We start from the raw sequence: 15,664 nt of genomic DNA on the forward strand, positions 1-15,664 counted from the left end.
TCTTATAGTTCCTTTACACCCATTTGTACACTTCGAATAGTCAAAAGTCCAGTTTCACAGTCCATCTCAATCGTTCGTCCATAATTCCCACCCGTATCTTCTGCTAGAAGAGGGATATTGAGTTTTTGAAGCCACTCTCGACAAGAATCTGCATTCCTTGGTCCAATGCGCATTGTATCTCCAGCGCCAGCAAAGGCAAACATCTGAGAGCCTCCGGCCATTTTAGACACAATACGTGAGTGAGAAGCGCCTAGTTTTATCATCTTTTCCAAAAGCTCAGGCAACGCCGTATCCGCATATTTCGCAGTGTTCAGTTTCCCTTCACGGGCGATCTCTGAAGTAGGAAGCATGACATGCGCCATTCCAGCCAGCTTCAAATGTGGGTCATACATTGTTAATCCCACACACGAACCCAAGCCAGTCGTACGGATTACACCAGGAAGATGAGCGATGTTTAAATCCGCCATACCGACTTTAACGACGCTTTTGTCCTCAATCATGGCTCAGTGGCACCCCTAGCGATTCAAATATCTTTGCAAAAGATGGTGGATCCGGAATGAGGAAAAACTGACCCTCAACTTGATCTTCACCTTCAAAGAAAGATGTGTCAATTAACAATGCAGCGTCACCCATCTCGCCAAATTGCAGCAAGCCATAACTTAGAATGGCACCCGCCATGTCGATGGCAAGTCCAGGAACAGTTGGATACATAGACAACTTCGTGAAATCTGCCAAAGAAGAAAGATAGGATCCAGCCAAAATATTTCCAATCTCGGAAAGCGCTGATTGTTCCATATCTGTAAAAGCGAGTCCTTCTTTCAGATCAAACCCGGCAAGTCTATTCAACAACATTTTAGCAGCCTCTGGTGTCATCATAAAGAAAAGATTTCCCGGTGCTTCGCCTTCTACACGAAGAAACACGGTAACCACGATGCGTTCATCTCCGCCCACTTTTTCGGCAACTTCTTCAAAAGGGAGCATTTGTACTGTAGGTACACCCATGTCAATCGGTCTGTTGAGGAGTTGAGACAACGCCGTTGCGGCGTTGCCTGCTCCAATGTTACCGACCTCTTTGAGCACATCCATCTGGAATACCTCAAATCGGTTGAACATCTCCACGGTACTAGCCCTCAACACTTTCCAGCTGTACAATCTCGCTTTTATTTAATACTTCGTTTAGGTTGAGCATAATCAACAAGCGTGAATCCTCCAATTTAGCAACACCTCGCAGGTATCTCGCTTTGACGCCACCAACCACTTCTGGTGGGCTATCGATTGCACTGCTCTTGATATCAATAACATCATTGGCTGAATCAACGATAAAACCAACTTGCATGTCGTCTACACCTACGATAACAATACGAGTCTGATCCGTGTATTCCGTTTCCGGAAGGGAGAAACGACCGCGTAGATCAATGACCGGAATTACAACACCACGTAGATTAATAACTCCTTTTACAAAGGAAAGTGTCTTGGGAACACGTGTAATTGGCATCATACGCTCAATCGTCTGAACCTTATCTACCTCAATACCATACTCTTCGGTACCCAATTTAAAGACGATGACTTTCAACTCTTCTTCCATGTAAAAAACCTCCCTATTAAATGTAAGACTTAGCTCAATGCTTATTTAATAAATGCATTAGGATCAAGAATCAGGGCTACTTGTCCATCTCCGAGAATGGTTGCTCCAGAGATTCCTTCAATAGCAGGAAGATAGGTTCCCATTGATTTGAGAACAATCTCACTTTGTCCAATAAATTCTTCAACAGCTACGGCTGCAAGACGGTCGCCTTTGCGAATCACGACTATTTCTGTTTCTTGCTCATCAGCGTCATTGAAATCCGGTACCGAGAATACTTCGCTCAAGGACAAATACGGAATCAGTGACTCACGGAACGTGATCATTTTATTGCCGTGAATATTACGAACTTGCTCACGTTGTACAATGGCCGTCTCTACAATGGAGGACAACGGAACAGCGTATTTCTCTGAACCAAGTCGTACAAGCATTGCAGCAATAATGGATAGAGTCAACGGAAGCTGAACAGAGAAGTTTGTGCCTTTGCCTGGAGTTGAATGAATCGTTACATTACCGCCAAGCGAAGTGATCTTCGATTTTACTACATCCAAGCCAACGCCCCGGCCAGAGATATCCGAGATAATATCGGCAGTACTAAAACCAGGTGCGAACAACAGTTGATTCACTTCATCGTCACTCATCTTGGCACCTTGTTCTTCGGTTACAACACCACGTTTGATCGCGGTTTTCAAAAGCTTGTCGCGATAGATACCTTTACCATCATCTTCAATCTCGATAAATACGTGATTTCCACTGTGGAAGGCACGCAGGTTTACTATACCCATCTCTGGTTTACCTGCAGCTACACGCTCTGCAATGGATTCCACACCATGGTCAACCGCGTTACGCAGTAAATGCACAAGCGGATCACCAATCTCATCAATTACCGTACGATCCAGTTCCGTCTCAGCACCTGTAATCACCAGATCTATTTTTTTATCAAGTGTCTTAGCCAGATCACGGATCATGCGCGGGAATCGATTGAATACGGTATCTACCGGAACCATCCGCAATTTCAGTACAATATTTTGCAAATCTGTGCTAACTCGACTTAAATGAGCTACTGTATCGGATAAATCATTGTTGCCTGTTTCACTGGCCAGTTGCTCCAGACGTGAACGGTCAATCAACAATTCACTGAACAGGTTCATCAATACGTCGAGACGTTCAATATCCACACGAATGGTACGTGAAGGTGCAGCAGCTTGCTTCGGTGCAGCAGTTTTAGCTTGTGCCGTTGTGGTTTCTTCTTTGGGTACAGAATTCTTATCCGGCGAAGCAACCTCAGCTACAGCTGTTGGTACGGGTGGCGCTTCAACTGTAGCTGCTACCTGATTGGCCATCTGCTGAAGAGTCTCCTGATCCAGTTGAATGAGCTTCGCACTTTCAATTTCAGAGATACTCATGATGCCTTCTTCCAGTTCGTGCGCCTCTTTAGTTGTTATGTAATACAACGAGAAACTGCGCTCAAACTTCTCCTGCTCAATATCCTGGACAGATGGGTAAGCCTTAACGACTTCACCTGAACGTTCCAGCATATCAAAGACCATATAAGCCCGTACACCTTTTAACTGGCTATGCTCGCTAACAAGCACATCCACGTAGAACACACGATGACCTTCGGCGATCGACTGATCCAGCACTGAATATTGGAATTCATCCAGCTCCACAGCCGAAGAGATTGAAGCGTTAGCCGGCTTGTTTGTTTCTGTAGCAAGTCCATTTCCGTTTGTCATTTCACCATTTTCAATGGCTTGAAGTGAAGCTACGATTGACGACACATCTGCTTTACCTTGTCCACCTTCGGTAATATCCTGAACCATGGTTTCCAAAGCGTCCAGACTCTTGAACATGGTATCAAAAATGTAATCCTGCATTTTCAACTTCTCATTACGAACCAGATCCAACACATTTTCCATTTTATGTGTCAGTGATGCCAAATCTTCAAAGCCCATAGTTGCTGCCATACCCTTCAAGGTATGAGCCGAGCGGAATATAACCTGAACTATGCCCAGGTCTTCCGGATTGCCTTCAAGTTGAAGCATGTTTTCGTTAAGCGATTGCAGATGATCATTAGACTCATCAATAAACATGGATAAATATTGGTTCATGTCCATTGTGAGGCACCTCCTCCGTGAGTTACACTCCGTTATTTCACTGCTTGAACAAGTTTAGAAGCAATCTCCTGCAATGGCAGAAGATGACGAACGCATTGCAGCTCTACAGCAGAACGCGGCATACCATATACAACACATGTTTCTTCATTCTCGGCAAAGGTTGATGTAACTCCAGCTTCGTATAATCTCTTCATCATACGTGCTCCATCACTTCCCATTCCCGTTAGCAAAACAAGATGCCTTTGTAAAGATGTAAACGGCAGAAGTGACTCAAACATCGTATCCACTGAAGGTCTATGTCCATTCACTGGTTGATCTTCAGTCAGCTTCACGATAAACTTCCCGTCTGCTGTTTTGTTAACTTTCACATGGAATCCGCCGGGTGCTATATAGGCGGTTCCTTTTTTCAGAACCATGCCATCTTCAGCTTCAACCACATGCAGTGGACTGAATGTATTCAATCGTTGAGCCAGAGAACGGGTAAAATTGGGCGGCATATGCTGCACAATAATGACCGGTGCAGGCAAATCAGCAGGCAACTGCTCAAGCAATGTCTTGAGAGCCCTCGGTCCACCCGTAGAACAACCTATTGCCACAAGTTTGTTGAATGGTCCTTCCAGCCCCCCTCCACCTTTGGGAACAGGATTAGGCTTGATTACATCCTTGGCTTTTGCAGAGGCAGAGGTTGCCGCTATTTGATCAGCTGCCACTCTAGCTGCATTAGGTAGTCGAACTTCCTTTGGAGTCTGTACTGGATTAGCTGACCTCACTGCTTTTTCTGCCTTCGTCCCCAAATTACGCTCAGCCTTTGGCAAAGGCTCCGGTTTGTTCTCTACGCGACCTGGTTTTGAAGTTGACAATGGTTCAATTGCTTTCTTTGATTTGGCCTGAAAGGCTTCAGTCCGCTCCCGAAGAGAGCGTTGACTCGTTTGGACAGGTTCGATTGTTTTTTTCACAGGCTCCGCTGGATCCCTGACCGGCATTTCTTTCTGCACTGGCTGAGTTGGGGGAGCAACTACTCCTCGCAGCATGTCTCTATTTTTCATGGATAACTCACGATCAGCTTTTCTTTTGATCTCATTCATCGCAGCACGCATGCGCTCAACCAAGGCTTTACCGACTTGAGCAATATCCTGGTCATGTGAAATAGATGGTTTGCGAATGAAGTCAAATGCCCCAGCTTCAAGCGCCATAATGGTTTCTTTCATGCCTTGTTCATTGATACCAGAGAGCATAATCACAGGAACGAAGGATTCCTTCATAATTGATTTTAATGCATCCAACCCATTCATTTCGGGCATCTCAACGTCCATTGTAATAATATCGGGTTTCAATTCTAGTGATTTTTGAATCGCTTCTCTACCGTTTGATGCCGTTGCCGTTACCTTGAATTCCGGATCCGCTTGGATCAAATCCGTAACAATCTTACGCATAAAAGCGGAATCATCGACAACCAATACTTGATACGCCGCCATGTTGTGTCACCCCTGTTTCCTTTATTCAGAAATCATGTTGTCCGTTTAAGCCACTTATTCATAAATCCCCTGATTCCTGTCAAGGTTCCGGATCCCGGAGTTGCAGGTACAGCCAGATAACGAAGAGCAAGTTTCTCTATATCTTTGGAGGCTTTGGCATTGGGATAAGCCAGACTATAGGGCATTTGCCTTTTGACAGCCTTGACTACCTGGGCGTCTTCTGAAATATACCCAAGCAGCGGAATATCCGTCTGCAAAAACCGCCTTGCCACTCCAGCTATTTTTTCTGCCACTCGTTCCGCTTCTCGTTCGTCTTCCACCCGGTTAACGATCATCCGAAAGGGTGTAGCATTTTCCTGGCCGTGCATAACTTTGACTAAAGCATAAGCATCGGTTATTGAAGTCGGTTCAGGTGTGGTTATAATCAGGCATTCATCGGCAGCACCGATGAACTTCATATTTTCTCTGGAGAGTCCTGCCCCAGTGTCAAAGATGACATAATCCATTTCCTGGGCAATATCCTCGACTTGACTGGCGAAGAACTCCAGATCACGATCAGACAATGAGAACAACTCTTTCATGCCCGATCCTCCAGCAATGTAAGGCAAGCCACTGGCACCCAGTTGTATGATTTCCCTTATGGATTTTTGTCGGTACAACAGGTGGTAAAGATTATAGGAAGAAGACGTACCCATAAGAACATCAATATTAGCCATTCCAATATCAGCATCAAATACAAGTACCTTTTGCCCCAAAGCCTGCAATGCCAAGGCAAAGTTCAGTGTAAAATTGGATTTACCAACACCTCCCTTACCACTGGCCACAGTAATGATTTTTGAGGATCGAATATCTCGCTCAATGCCTTCCAATTCCAATGGCGCGGAGACCATACTTCGAAGTGCAGCTGCCTGATCCTTCATTGTGACCATTCTCCCAGCAACTGTTTAGATAACGAATCTGCATCTGGTTTCAACAAATCGTCCGGAACATTTTGTCCATTTGCCACATATGCGAGCTTGAGTGGAAAACGGTGTAACAAGTTAAATAGCGGACCGCAGCTCCCAGTCTCATCCATTTTGGTGAAAATCACCTTATCCAGACCATATTTACTGAAATGTTCCGTGATCTGAACCATATCAGCACTTTTGGAAGTCATACTCATGACCAGAAAAGTTTCGCTATTCTCTACAGGAGCAAGCAAACTTTGCAGTTCCGAAACAAGTAATTCATTTCTGTAGTTTCTACCCGCTGTATCCATAAAGATCAAGTCACAATTCTCTAATCGAGAAATGGCACGTTGTGTATCACCGGGCGATTGTACCACCTCAAGTGGAACATTCAGTATAGAAGCATATGTTCTAAGCTGTTCTACCGCCGAGATCCGATACGTGTCTGATGTAATGAATCCAACTTTACGCTGTTTTTTGAACATTTGTTCAGCAGCCAATTTTGCAATTGTCGTGGTTTTCCCTACACCGGTTGGTCCAGCTACATAGACGATTCGCGTGGTAGGAAGAATGCCTTCTTCAATACGTTGCTCCAAAAAGTGCATGACCTCAAGCTTCACTACTTGTTCTACATCCTGTTCTTTCAATCCACCCTCAGACCATTTTGCTTGAATTGAATCAAACCAGGATTCCCATACTTCCGGCCAGACATCTTGTTCTGTCAAACGTTCTCGGATCATATGCAGTTCCTCTGGCACAGGGTCCGCAGAAGTACCTTGCTTCGAAAGCCTGGTCACCATCTGTTTAAGATCCTGCAATTCAGTCATCAACTTGTCCTGCTGCAGGTCTGAACCTGTTGGCATTGGACCAGTTGTTGAACCCGAAAAATCCGCCCCTTGCGGTCGCGGTTTATGATCCATGCTCGAAGAACCTGAGCCGCTGTCTATGTCTGAACCGATATTACGCGATTCAAACACAGACGGCGCAGCCGCAGATTGGTCCTGTACACTTTGATCAGCTGTATTCGTTGTCGCCGACTCATCAGAAGCCGCAACAAACGAACGAGCTGTTTGCCGATAAGCCTCAGGTACAAATGCACGAGGTACAGGTGTGAATTGATTTTGTACTGGCTTTGTTGTTTGCTTGTTTTCTTCCTTATCCACTGCAGCTACAACTTCGATCCGTTTTTTGCGAAACATTCCCATCACACCGCCCACCTTAATCTCTTTGGTGGACAGAATAACGGCATCACTTCCCAGGTCTTTGCGAATTTGAAGCATAGCTTCGGGCATGGTCTCAACAACGTATTGTTTTACTCTCATAAGTTCACCACCCCGATACTTTGAATTTCAACATTCGGCTCCAACTCGCTGTAGGAAAGCACAGGAATGTCCTGCATTGTACGTTCAATAACCTGACGCAGATACATCCGAATGGTTGGAGAAGTTAATACAACAGGTTGTTGACCTGATTGAATCAAACGGTTCACTTGTTCACTCAGCTTCTGATACACACTTTGTGTAGATACAGGGTCTAGCGCAAGATAACTGCCTTGATCCGATTGTTGCACACTTTCAGCAATTTTCTTCTCAAGACCAGGTCCAACCGTGATCACGCGAAGTGTCTCACCTTTCTGTGAGAACTGCTGAGTAATCTGACGTGAGAGGGATTGTCTGACGTATTCAGTCAGCACATCAGGATCCTTCGTATACGTACCATAGTCAGCCAGTGTCTCGAAGATGGTCACCATATCCCGAATAGATATTTTCTCACGCAATAACTTGGCAAGCACTTTCTGTACATCACCAATGGAAAGTAGAGAAGGGATCAGTTCATCCACAAGGGCAGAATAGTTCTCTCTGAGATTATCCACAAGTGCTTTTGTTTCTTGTCTTCCAAGTAACTCATGCGCATGTTTCTTAATCAGTTCCGTCAGATGTGTAGCTACAACGGAAGGCGGGTCTACGACTGTATATCCTGCAAGTTCCGCTCTGTCCTTGGTTACTTCATCAATCCAAAGTGCTGGAAGTCCAAAAGCCGGCTCCGTCGTTTCAATACCTGTCACGGACTCCTCATCATAGCCAGGACTCATGGCAAGGTAATGATTCAACAACAGCTCTCCTCCGCCTACCACATTACCCTTGATTTTGATAACATACTCATTGGGTCTGAGCTGGATATTATCTCGAATCCGTATGACCGGAACGACCAACCCCAGTTCAAGAGCACACTGCCTCCGAATCATAATGATCCGATCCAATAAGTCACCACCCTGCTGATTATCAGCAAGTGGTATTAAACCATAACCAAATTCAAACTCAATAGGGTCCACCTGAAGCAGGTTAATTACACTTTCAGGACTTCTAACCTCTTCAATCTGCTGTTCTTCTTCCAACTGTTCTTCCGCTACTTGTTTCATATTCAGATTATTCTGCATACGCCACGCGGCATATGCCAACACACCTGCCAACGGAAGCGTAGTAATAACATGAATTGGTGTGAAGAAACCGAGCATGGCAATAACGAAAGCTACGATATAAATAAGTATTGGATATGTAAACAGTTGCCCCGTAATATCATCTGCCAAGTTTCCTTCTGATGACGCTCTGGTGACGATCAGTCCTGCTGCTGTGGAAATAAGGAGAGCAGGGATTTGGCTTACCAATCCATCTCCGATAGTCAGTACAGAATACGTTGACATTGCATCTGCGAAAGCCATCCCATGCACAGTCATACCGATAATAAATCCACCAATGAGATTGATCAGGAGGATGATAATACTTGCAATTGCGTCACCTTTTACGAATTTACTTGCTCCATCCATCGCTCCATAGAAGTCGGCTTCACGTTCAATTTTGGAACGACGCTCACGAGCTTGTTGCTCGTTGATCAGACCCGCATTCAGATCCGCATCAATACTCATTTGTTTACCAGGCATCGCATCGAGGGTGAATCGGGCAGCAACTTCAGCTACACGTTCAGACCCCTTTGTAATAACGATAAACTGAACGACAACGAGGATCAAAAATACGATAAATCCAATCGCAATTTGCCCTCCAGCAATCCAACTACCAAAGGTAGCAACTACGGCTCCGGCATCCCCTTCACCAAGGATTAGCTTGGTTGTCGAAATGTTCAGTGCCAGTCGGAATAGTGTAGTGATCAACAGCAAAGCTGGAAAGATAGAAAACTGCAACGCTTCTTTGCTGTTCATTGCAACAAGGAGTATCATCAGTGCAATTGAAATATTGACGACCAGCAACAAGTCCAACAGCCAGGTCGGGATCGGAAGAATCATCATCAACACAATGCCAATGATACCCGCAAGGACAGCTATATCTTTAATCTTCAATGAATGTACGGCCTCCGATCCCCTTTTATTTCGTTCTGCCCTTTAGTTTATATACATAAGCCAGCACTTCAGCTACCGCTTGAAACAAATCGGCCGGTATAGCGTCACCAATCTCGGCTCTCTGGAACAATGCCCGTGCCAGCGGCTTGTTTTCCATCGTAATAACACCGTTTTCTTTGGCAATTTCCTTAATACGCAAGGCGACATAATCCTGACCTTTGGCAATAATCTGTGGTGCCTCCATCTCGGAACCTTCATACTTTAGCGCAACCGCAAAGTGGGTCGGGTTCGTAATGATTACATCCGCATTCGGCACTTCCTGCATCATACGCTGCATAGCCATACGACGCTGACGTTCCCGGATTTTACCTTTGATCAGCGGATCACCTTCCATTTTCTTGTACTCATCTTTAATGTCTTGCTTGGACATACGGATCTTCTTCTCATGGTCATACTTCTGATACATGTAATCAAATATCGCAAGTATCATCAATGCCGCTGCAATCTTGATACCAAGACTTAAAGTGATCGACGCAGCGAAATGTAAAATAGCATCCAATGAAAAATGAGAAAGTGAAGCAATATCTGACTGGTAGCCCTTAATTGTACTGTAAACGAGATAACCGATAATCGACATTTTCAAAATGGATTTAGCAAATTCCACTAATGAACGGAGAGAGAAAATATTTTTGAAACCTTTAATCGGGTCCAGTTTCTCAAGTTTTGGCTTCAAACCTTCCCCTACAAGAAGAAAACCAACTTGCATGTAGTTAACGATCAAAGCAACCAGTACCGCACCCAGCAAAACGGGAGCGATCAATAACAAAACTTCAATGCCATAGCGCATCATAAGCGCCATCACATTCTCTCCAGTGATTTCCATACTCAATCGATTGATGAAGATATCTGTGAACAGACGAACTATACGTTCTTTATAGAAATTGCTGAATACCATCATGATCAAAAACGCGAATAGAAGAATGGATGCGCCAGATAGTTCAGCGCTTTTGACAACCTGTCCTTTTTTTCGTGTATCCTGTCTCTTTTTCGGGGTAGCTTTCTCCGTCTTCTCCCCTGAAAACAACTGGAGGTCGAGTTGAAGTTTCATCCGTGTCTTTTCCTCCGTTTCACTCAGCCGGGCCTTTGTCCAATGGTTCCAAGCAATTTTTCCATGGATCTGAACATTACTTCGAACAATTGACTAAATACAAAGGAGAAACTGGGAACCAGCAAAAGCAAAATAGCAACCCCGACGAGTACCTTAAGTGGCATTCCGACAGCAAATACATTAAATTGAGGAGCAGTCTTCGCAAGAAACCCCAATCCCACATCCGTCAAAAACAAGGCAACTACAATCGGTGCAGACATCTGAAAAGCCAGCATAAATGATTCACCTAACGTCCGAACCAAAAATTCAGCAATACTTCCATCTGCCAACCGCAGGAAAAATGCGTTCGATAATGGAATCCACCGGTAACTGTATACGACGGCATCCAGCAGATGATGGTGTCCGTTCATTGTCAGAAACAGCAGCATAGCAAAGGCATACTTGAAGTTACCTGTAAGCGGGGCTGATGCACCTGTCATCGGATCATATACGTTAGCCATAGCGAATCCAATCTGTAGATCGATAAAGGTCCCCGCAGTCTGAACAGCCGTCATCAACAGATAAGCCACAAAACCTAAAAGCAGGCCAATTAGAATCTCTCTGATGATCAATAAAACATAGCTCAGATCGGTGGGTACGGTCTGGTCTATTCCGTAAATCAGATAGACAGACAATGTGACAAATGCAGAAATACCAATTTTAACTGAAGTTGGCACATTTCGAGCCGAAAAAACTGGCGCAGTTACAAAAAATGATGTGATTCGACAAAACATAAGCAGAGCGACAGGGAAACTTTGCAACAATGTCTCCATCTGCTAAAGCCTACCCTATGTATCTGTATAGATTATCGAGTATGTTGAACGTAAAATCGACCAATATATTCAAGATCCAAGGTCCAAACAAAAGTACTGCCAGAAGTACGGCAACAATCTTGGGCACAAAGGCTAATGTTTGTTCCTGAATTTGAGTTGTCGCTTGAAAAATACTGATTGCAAGTCCTACAACCAGAGCTAGTATAAGCATGGGTGCACTGGCCAGCAATGACGTGTATACCGCTTTCCCGGCCAGACCGATAATAAATTCCGAAGTCATGACCGTCCTCCTTTAACTTTCCGGATCAAGTGTTAAAACTCAGCAACAGTGACTTGACAACCAGATACCACCCGTCCACAAGGACAAAGAGCAGTATTTTGAAAGGTAATGAGATCATGACCGGCGGAAGCATCATCATCCCCATTGCCATGAGTGTACTCGCGACAACAATGTCTATAACCAGGAATGGAATGAAAATCATAAACCCCATCTGAAATGCTGTCTTTAACTCACTGATTACATATGCCGGTACCATAACAGTAATTGGGATATCCTGGTAGGTCTTTGGTTGTTCAGTCTGATTGTACTTCATAAACAGCAGAAGATCTTTTTCTCTCGTGTGACTAAACATAAATTTCTTTATTGGGTCCGCTGCTTTTTCAAGTGCCTCGGTTTGCGTAAGTTCTCCCTGAAGATAGGGCTGAAGCGCTACCTGATTGATGGAAGACAACGTCGGCGACATAATGAAAAGTGTCAGAAATAGTGCCAAGCCAACCAAAACCTGATTGGGTGGCATTTGTTGTGTACCCAAAGATGTACGTACAAAACCGAGCACAATCACAATCCGAGTAAAACTGGTCATCAGTACAAGCATTGCTGGTGCAATGCTAAGCACCGTAATTAACAGAATGATGGACAGTGAACTTGTGCTTGGTGTCCCTCCGTCACCGTTTCCGATTTGAATATCAATATTCGGAATGGGCTCGGCAAAGGCAACTGTAACAGAAGCTAGACTGATAAGTCCTAGCAAACAACACGCTAACCAAATCTTTTTCTTCATGAATCCCTCGACCGATCTGTAGTATTGTCTTTATCCAGGAGCTTCTCCATCTTCTCCTTACGGTTAGGCATCTGCCGAAGTTTGGATTCAAACATTTCGTGAAAAGAAGTTGTGTCCTCCAGTTCCATTTCCCGCGGCGGTTCATCTTTACGGAAGCGTTTTGTGAGCTTGGCAATGAGAGGTGACAGATTCCCTTGTTGTGCAGCAGCATCTCGTTCGAAGGAATCAATGATTCTTTGCGCCTCTTCCAGATCCGAAACCTTATCTATCAACTGGATGTCTTCACCTACACCAAGCAGATATACACTCCCACCAATTTCTATAATTTGCAGCGACTTGTTTTGTCCCAGTCCAACCCCGCCAAGAGTACGAATTGTGCCGTGCCGGAACATTTGCTGATTCCGTTTGTTTAAGAACCGGATCAGATAAACAATAAGGACCAGGATGACGGCCAGGACAACAATCACCCATACAAGCTGTAAATAATAATTGGCTCCCGCGCCAGCTGCTTCTGGAAAATCACCCTGAGCCATCATCATGTCTCTTAAACGCCCAGTGTCTTGCTAATCGCTTCGATAACCCGATCAGATTGGAACGGTTTAACAATAAAGTCTTTAGCACCTGCTTGAATAGCGTCGATTACCATCGCTTGTTGACCCATCGCGGAGCACATAATTACTTTAGCGTTAGCATCAATCTTCTTGATTTCTTTCAAAGCTGCAATGCCATCCATCTCAGGCATCGTAATATCCATTGTGATCAGATCCGGACGAAGCTCTTTAAATTTCTCAATTGCTTGTGAGCCATCCTGTGCCTCACCAACAACCTCATATCCATTTTTGGACAAAATGTCCCGGATCATCATTCTCATAAATGCAGCGTCGTCTACGACTAAAATTCGGTTTGCCATCTTGATTCAAGTCCTCCCTAAATTGTGCTTATTGTAATTTCTGAATTCGGTCCCATTGGCTAACGATATCTATAACACGAACACCAAAGTTTTCGTCAATAACAACAACTTCTCCCTTGGCGATCAGTTTGTTATTCACCAAAATATCGACAGGTTCCCCGGCTAACTTATCCAGTTCGACAATCGAACCCTGTGACAGTTCCAAAATATCTTTAATTTGCTTCTGGGTCCTTCCTAATTCTACGGTGACTTTAAGGGGAATGTCCATCAATAAATTCAAATTGTTTTCGTCTACCTGCCCATACGCCCCATTTTGCAAATTGGCGAATTGAACTGGTTGTACGTTAACATTCCTATTTGGCATTCCACCGTAATGTTGAGGTGCACCATAAGGTTGCTGCGGGGGCATGCCATAAGGCTGCTGCGGCGGCATTCCTTGCGGCATCCCCATAGGTGCCTGTCCATATCCGTTATTATAGTCCTGAACAGGCTGCTGAGGAGCCTGTGGGGACTGCTGGTGTTGAACGGGCGGCTGCTCCGCAACCGGTGGTGGCGTTGCTGGTACAGCTGCTGGTGCAGGTTCAGGTGTTGATGCCACTGGTGCGCTGGCAGTTGACTCCTGAGCGCCTCCAATCAGCATATCTACCATGTTTTTGGCAAAATGCACTGGAAGCAACTGCATCAGATTGGAATCGATCAGATCCCCGATCAACAAACGAAATGAAACTTGAATGAGGGTCTCATCTGCTGGAAGATTACTTACACCCTCTCCACTCTCCAGATTGAGAATATCGATTCCCGGAGGGGAAATATTCACAAAACGATTAAAAATCGTGGACATTGAGGTTGCAGAGGAACCCATCATCTGGTTCATCGCTTCCTGTACCGCACTAATATGGATTTCATTCAGTTCTTCATCGACCGGATTTCCTTCGCCCCCCAGCATCAAATCAGCGATGACTTGAGCATCTCTCTTCTTGATAACAAGTGAGTTAATGCCTTCGAATCCATCCACGTAATTGACATGAACGGCAACATGCGGCTTAGGAAAAGCTTCTTCAAACTGCGTTCGACTAATGATAGAAACTTTAGGTGTTGTAATATCTACTTTGAGGCCTAATAGCGTGGATAATGCTGTTGCCGCGCTACCAAATGTAATGTTACCAATCTCCCCCAAGGCATCCTGCTCCAACTCGGTCAAAAAATCATCAACCGTCTTTTCAGCGGGTTCCGAGCTGTTTATCGATTCCGATTGCCTGAGCAAAGCATCGATTTCTTCTTGGGATAAATAATCCTTACTCGTCAAATTCTTCAACTCCTTCGGTGACAATCTTGTCTATTTGCACAGCCACACGGTCTTTGATTGTCCCCGGACTGCCCATGTATTTCAGTTTGTCACCCACTTTAATGGAAAGTCCCTCATCAACTGGTTTGTTCAACGTAATGACATCACCAACGGACAGACCCAGAAATTCTGCAATTGAAATTCTCGATTCTCCCAATTCCGCAACGATGGGTAACTTGGCTTTGTTCACACGCTCTTTTAGAGCATCATACTCCTCCGGAGCTCTCGTTTTCTTCTCCGAAACAAACCACTGATGAGTTGACAACCGTGACATAATAGGTTCAAGAACGACATGCGGTATACATAGATTGATCATGCCTGTCGTGTCACCAATTTTGGTACTGAGCGAGATCAGAGCAATGGTCTCATTGGGAGATACAATCTGCATAAATTGCGGATTGGTCTCGAGCGCTTCCATCCTTGGGGAAATATCCAACACAGTCTTCCATGCTTCTTGCAAACTTTCAAATGCTCGGCTGAATATCCGCTCCATGATGGTCGTCTCAATCTCCGTCATGGATGCGATCTTGGTTGGAGCAGTTCCGGTTCCACCAAGCAGGCGATCCAACATCGCATATCCCACGTTTGGATGGACTTCCATCACCATTCGTCCCTGTAGTGGCTCCGCTTCAAAAATGTTCAATATCGTCATCTTAGGAATAGAACGGATAAACTCATCATAAGGCAACTGTTCGACCTGAACGACATTGATTTGAACGAACGTCCGCAGTTGGGCTGAAAAATAAGTGGTGAGAAAGCGTGCAAAGTTTTCGTGAATACGAGTCAAGCTTCTGATATGGTCTTTGGAAAAACGCACTGCCCGCTTAAAATCGTACGATCTGATTTTCTTCTGAGTTTCTTCCTTCTTCAATTCTTCTGCGTCCATTTCACCAGAAGAAAGGGCTGCTAATAGGGCGTCAATCTCATTTTGTGATAATACATCCACCATGTTCTC

At 44.7% G+C, this 15,664-nt stretch carries 16 protein-coding genes; all 16 read right to left on the reverse strand.

From position 1 onward, the window contains the following. Positions 1–2 precede the first annotated feature (2 nt). From MHI14_RS19735 to fliM, 16 genes are read right to left on the reverse strand one after another with little or no spacing between them, the layout of a single operon-like run. Positions 3–500, reverse strand: coding sequence for a chemotaxis protein CheD (locus MHI14_RS19735; protein WP_017689162.1), 498 nt, complete (start codon positions 498–500; stop codon positions 3–5). Next, positions 493–1,113, reverse strand: coding sequence for a chemotaxis protein CheC (locus MHI14_RS19740; protein WP_091034987.1), 621 nt, complete (start codon positions 1,111–1,113; stop codon positions 493–495). Before MHI14_RS19740 ends, MHI14_RS19735 begins: the two co-directional genes overlap by 8 nt. Before the next feature lie 10 nt (positions 1,114–1,123). Beyond that, positions 1,124–1,585 carry a chemotaxis protein CheW gene (locus MHI14_RS19745; protein WP_091031877.1) on the reverse strand — a complete coding sequence of 154 codons (462 nt, stop codon included), beginning with the start codon at positions 1,583–1,585 and terminating at the stop codon, positions 1,124–1,126. 41 nt (positions 1,586–1,626) lie between these two features. Next, on the reverse strand, positions 1,627–3,699 hold the full coding sequence (locus MHI14_RS19750) for a chemotaxis protein CheA (protein ID WP_289392031.1): 2,073 nt from the start codon (positions 3,697–3,699) through the stop codon (positions 1,627–1,629). 32 nt (positions 3,700–3,731) lie between these two features. After that, positions 3,732–5,174, reverse strand: coding sequence for a protein-glutamate methylesterase/protein-glutamine glutaminase (locus MHI14_RS19755; protein WP_091031885.1), 1,443 nt, complete (start codon positions 5,172–5,174; stop codon positions 3,732–3,734). Between the two features lie 32 nt (positions 5,175–5,206). Continuing rightward, on the reverse strand, positions 5,207–6,094 hold the full coding sequence (locus MHI14_RS19760; RefSeq protein ID WP_017689167.1) for a MinD/ParA family protein: 888 nt from the start codon (positions 6,092–6,094) through the stop codon (positions 5,207–5,209). Further along, the gene (gene flhF, locus MHI14_RS19765) at positions 6,091–7,443 is read right to left on the reverse strand and encodes a flagellar biosynthesis protein FlhF (protein ID WP_091031887.1); all 1,353 of its coding nucleotides are present in this window, start codon (positions 7,441–7,443) and stop codon (positions 6,091–6,093) included. The genes MHI14_RS19760 and flhF overlap by 4 nt, the downstream gene beginning before the upstream one ends. Then, positions 7,440–9,473 (reverse strand): flagellar biosynthesis protein FlhA, encoded by a 2,034-nt coding sequence (gene flhA / locus MHI14_RS19770; protein ID WP_133384326.1) that lies wholly within the window; start codon positions 9,471–9,473, stop codon positions 7,440–7,442. The genes flhF and flhA overlap by 4 nt, the downstream gene beginning before the upstream one ends. Before the next feature lie 25 nt (positions 9,474–9,498). After that, positions 9,499–10,581: a flagellar biosynthesis protein FlhB gene (gene flhB, locus MHI14_RS19775; protein WP_206105731.1), complete on the reverse strand. Its 1,083-nt coding sequence runs from the start codon at positions 10,579–10,581 to the stop codon at positions 9,499–9,501. Between the two features lie 23 nt (positions 10,582–10,604). Then, positions 10,605–11,393: a flagellar biosynthetic protein FliR gene (gene fliR, locus MHI14_RS19780; RefSeq protein ID WP_133384324.1), complete on the reverse strand. Its 789-nt coding sequence runs from the start codon at positions 11,391–11,393 to the stop codon at positions 10,605–10,607. Between the two features lie 10 nt (positions 11,394–11,403). Next, positions 11,404–11,673, reverse strand: a complete 270-nt coding sequence (fliQ, locus tag MHI14_RS19785; RefSeq protein ID WP_047842485.1) for a flagellar biosynthesis protein FliQ — start codon at positions 11,671–11,673, stop codon at positions 11,404–11,406. Positions 11,674–11,698: 25 nt separating this feature from the next. Further along, positions 11,699–12,454: a flagellar type III secretion system pore protein FliP gene (fliP, locus tag MHI14_RS19790; protein WP_133384323.1), complete on the reverse strand. Its 756-nt coding sequence runs from the start codon at positions 12,452–12,454 to the stop codon at positions 11,699–11,701. Next, entirely contained in the window at positions 12,451–12,987 is a 537-nt protein-coding gene (locus MHI14_RS19795; RefSeq protein ID WP_206105785.1) for a flagellar biosynthetic protein FliO, read from the reverse strand. Before MHI14_RS19795 ends, fliP begins: the two co-directional genes overlap by 4 nt. An 11-nt stretch (positions 12,988–12,998) precedes the next feature. Next, a complete protein-coding gene (locus MHI14_RS19800; protein ID WP_017689175.1) occupies positions 12,999–13,364 on the reverse strand; it encodes a response regulator in 366 nt (121 codons plus the stop codon). Positions 13,365–13,392: 28 nt separating this feature from the next. After that, positions 13,393–14,670, reverse strand: coding sequence for a flagellar motor switch phosphatase FliY (gene fliY / locus MHI14_RS19805; protein WP_341131078.1), 1,278 nt, complete (start codon positions 14,668–14,670; stop codon positions 13,393–13,395). Then, positions 14,660–15,658: a flagellar motor switch protein FliM gene (gene fliM, locus MHI14_RS19810; RefSeq protein ID WP_074094566.1), complete on the reverse strand. Its 999-nt coding sequence runs from the start codon at positions 15,656–15,658 to the stop codon at positions 14,660–14,662. The genes fliY and fliM overlap by 11 nt, the downstream gene beginning before the upstream one ends. Positions 15,659–15,664: the final 6 nt, after the last annotated feature.

The organism is Paenibacillus sp. FSL K6-2393 (assembly GCF_038002545.1).
GTDB lineage: Bacteria > Bacillota > Bacilli > Paenibacillales > Paenibacillaceae > Paenibacillus.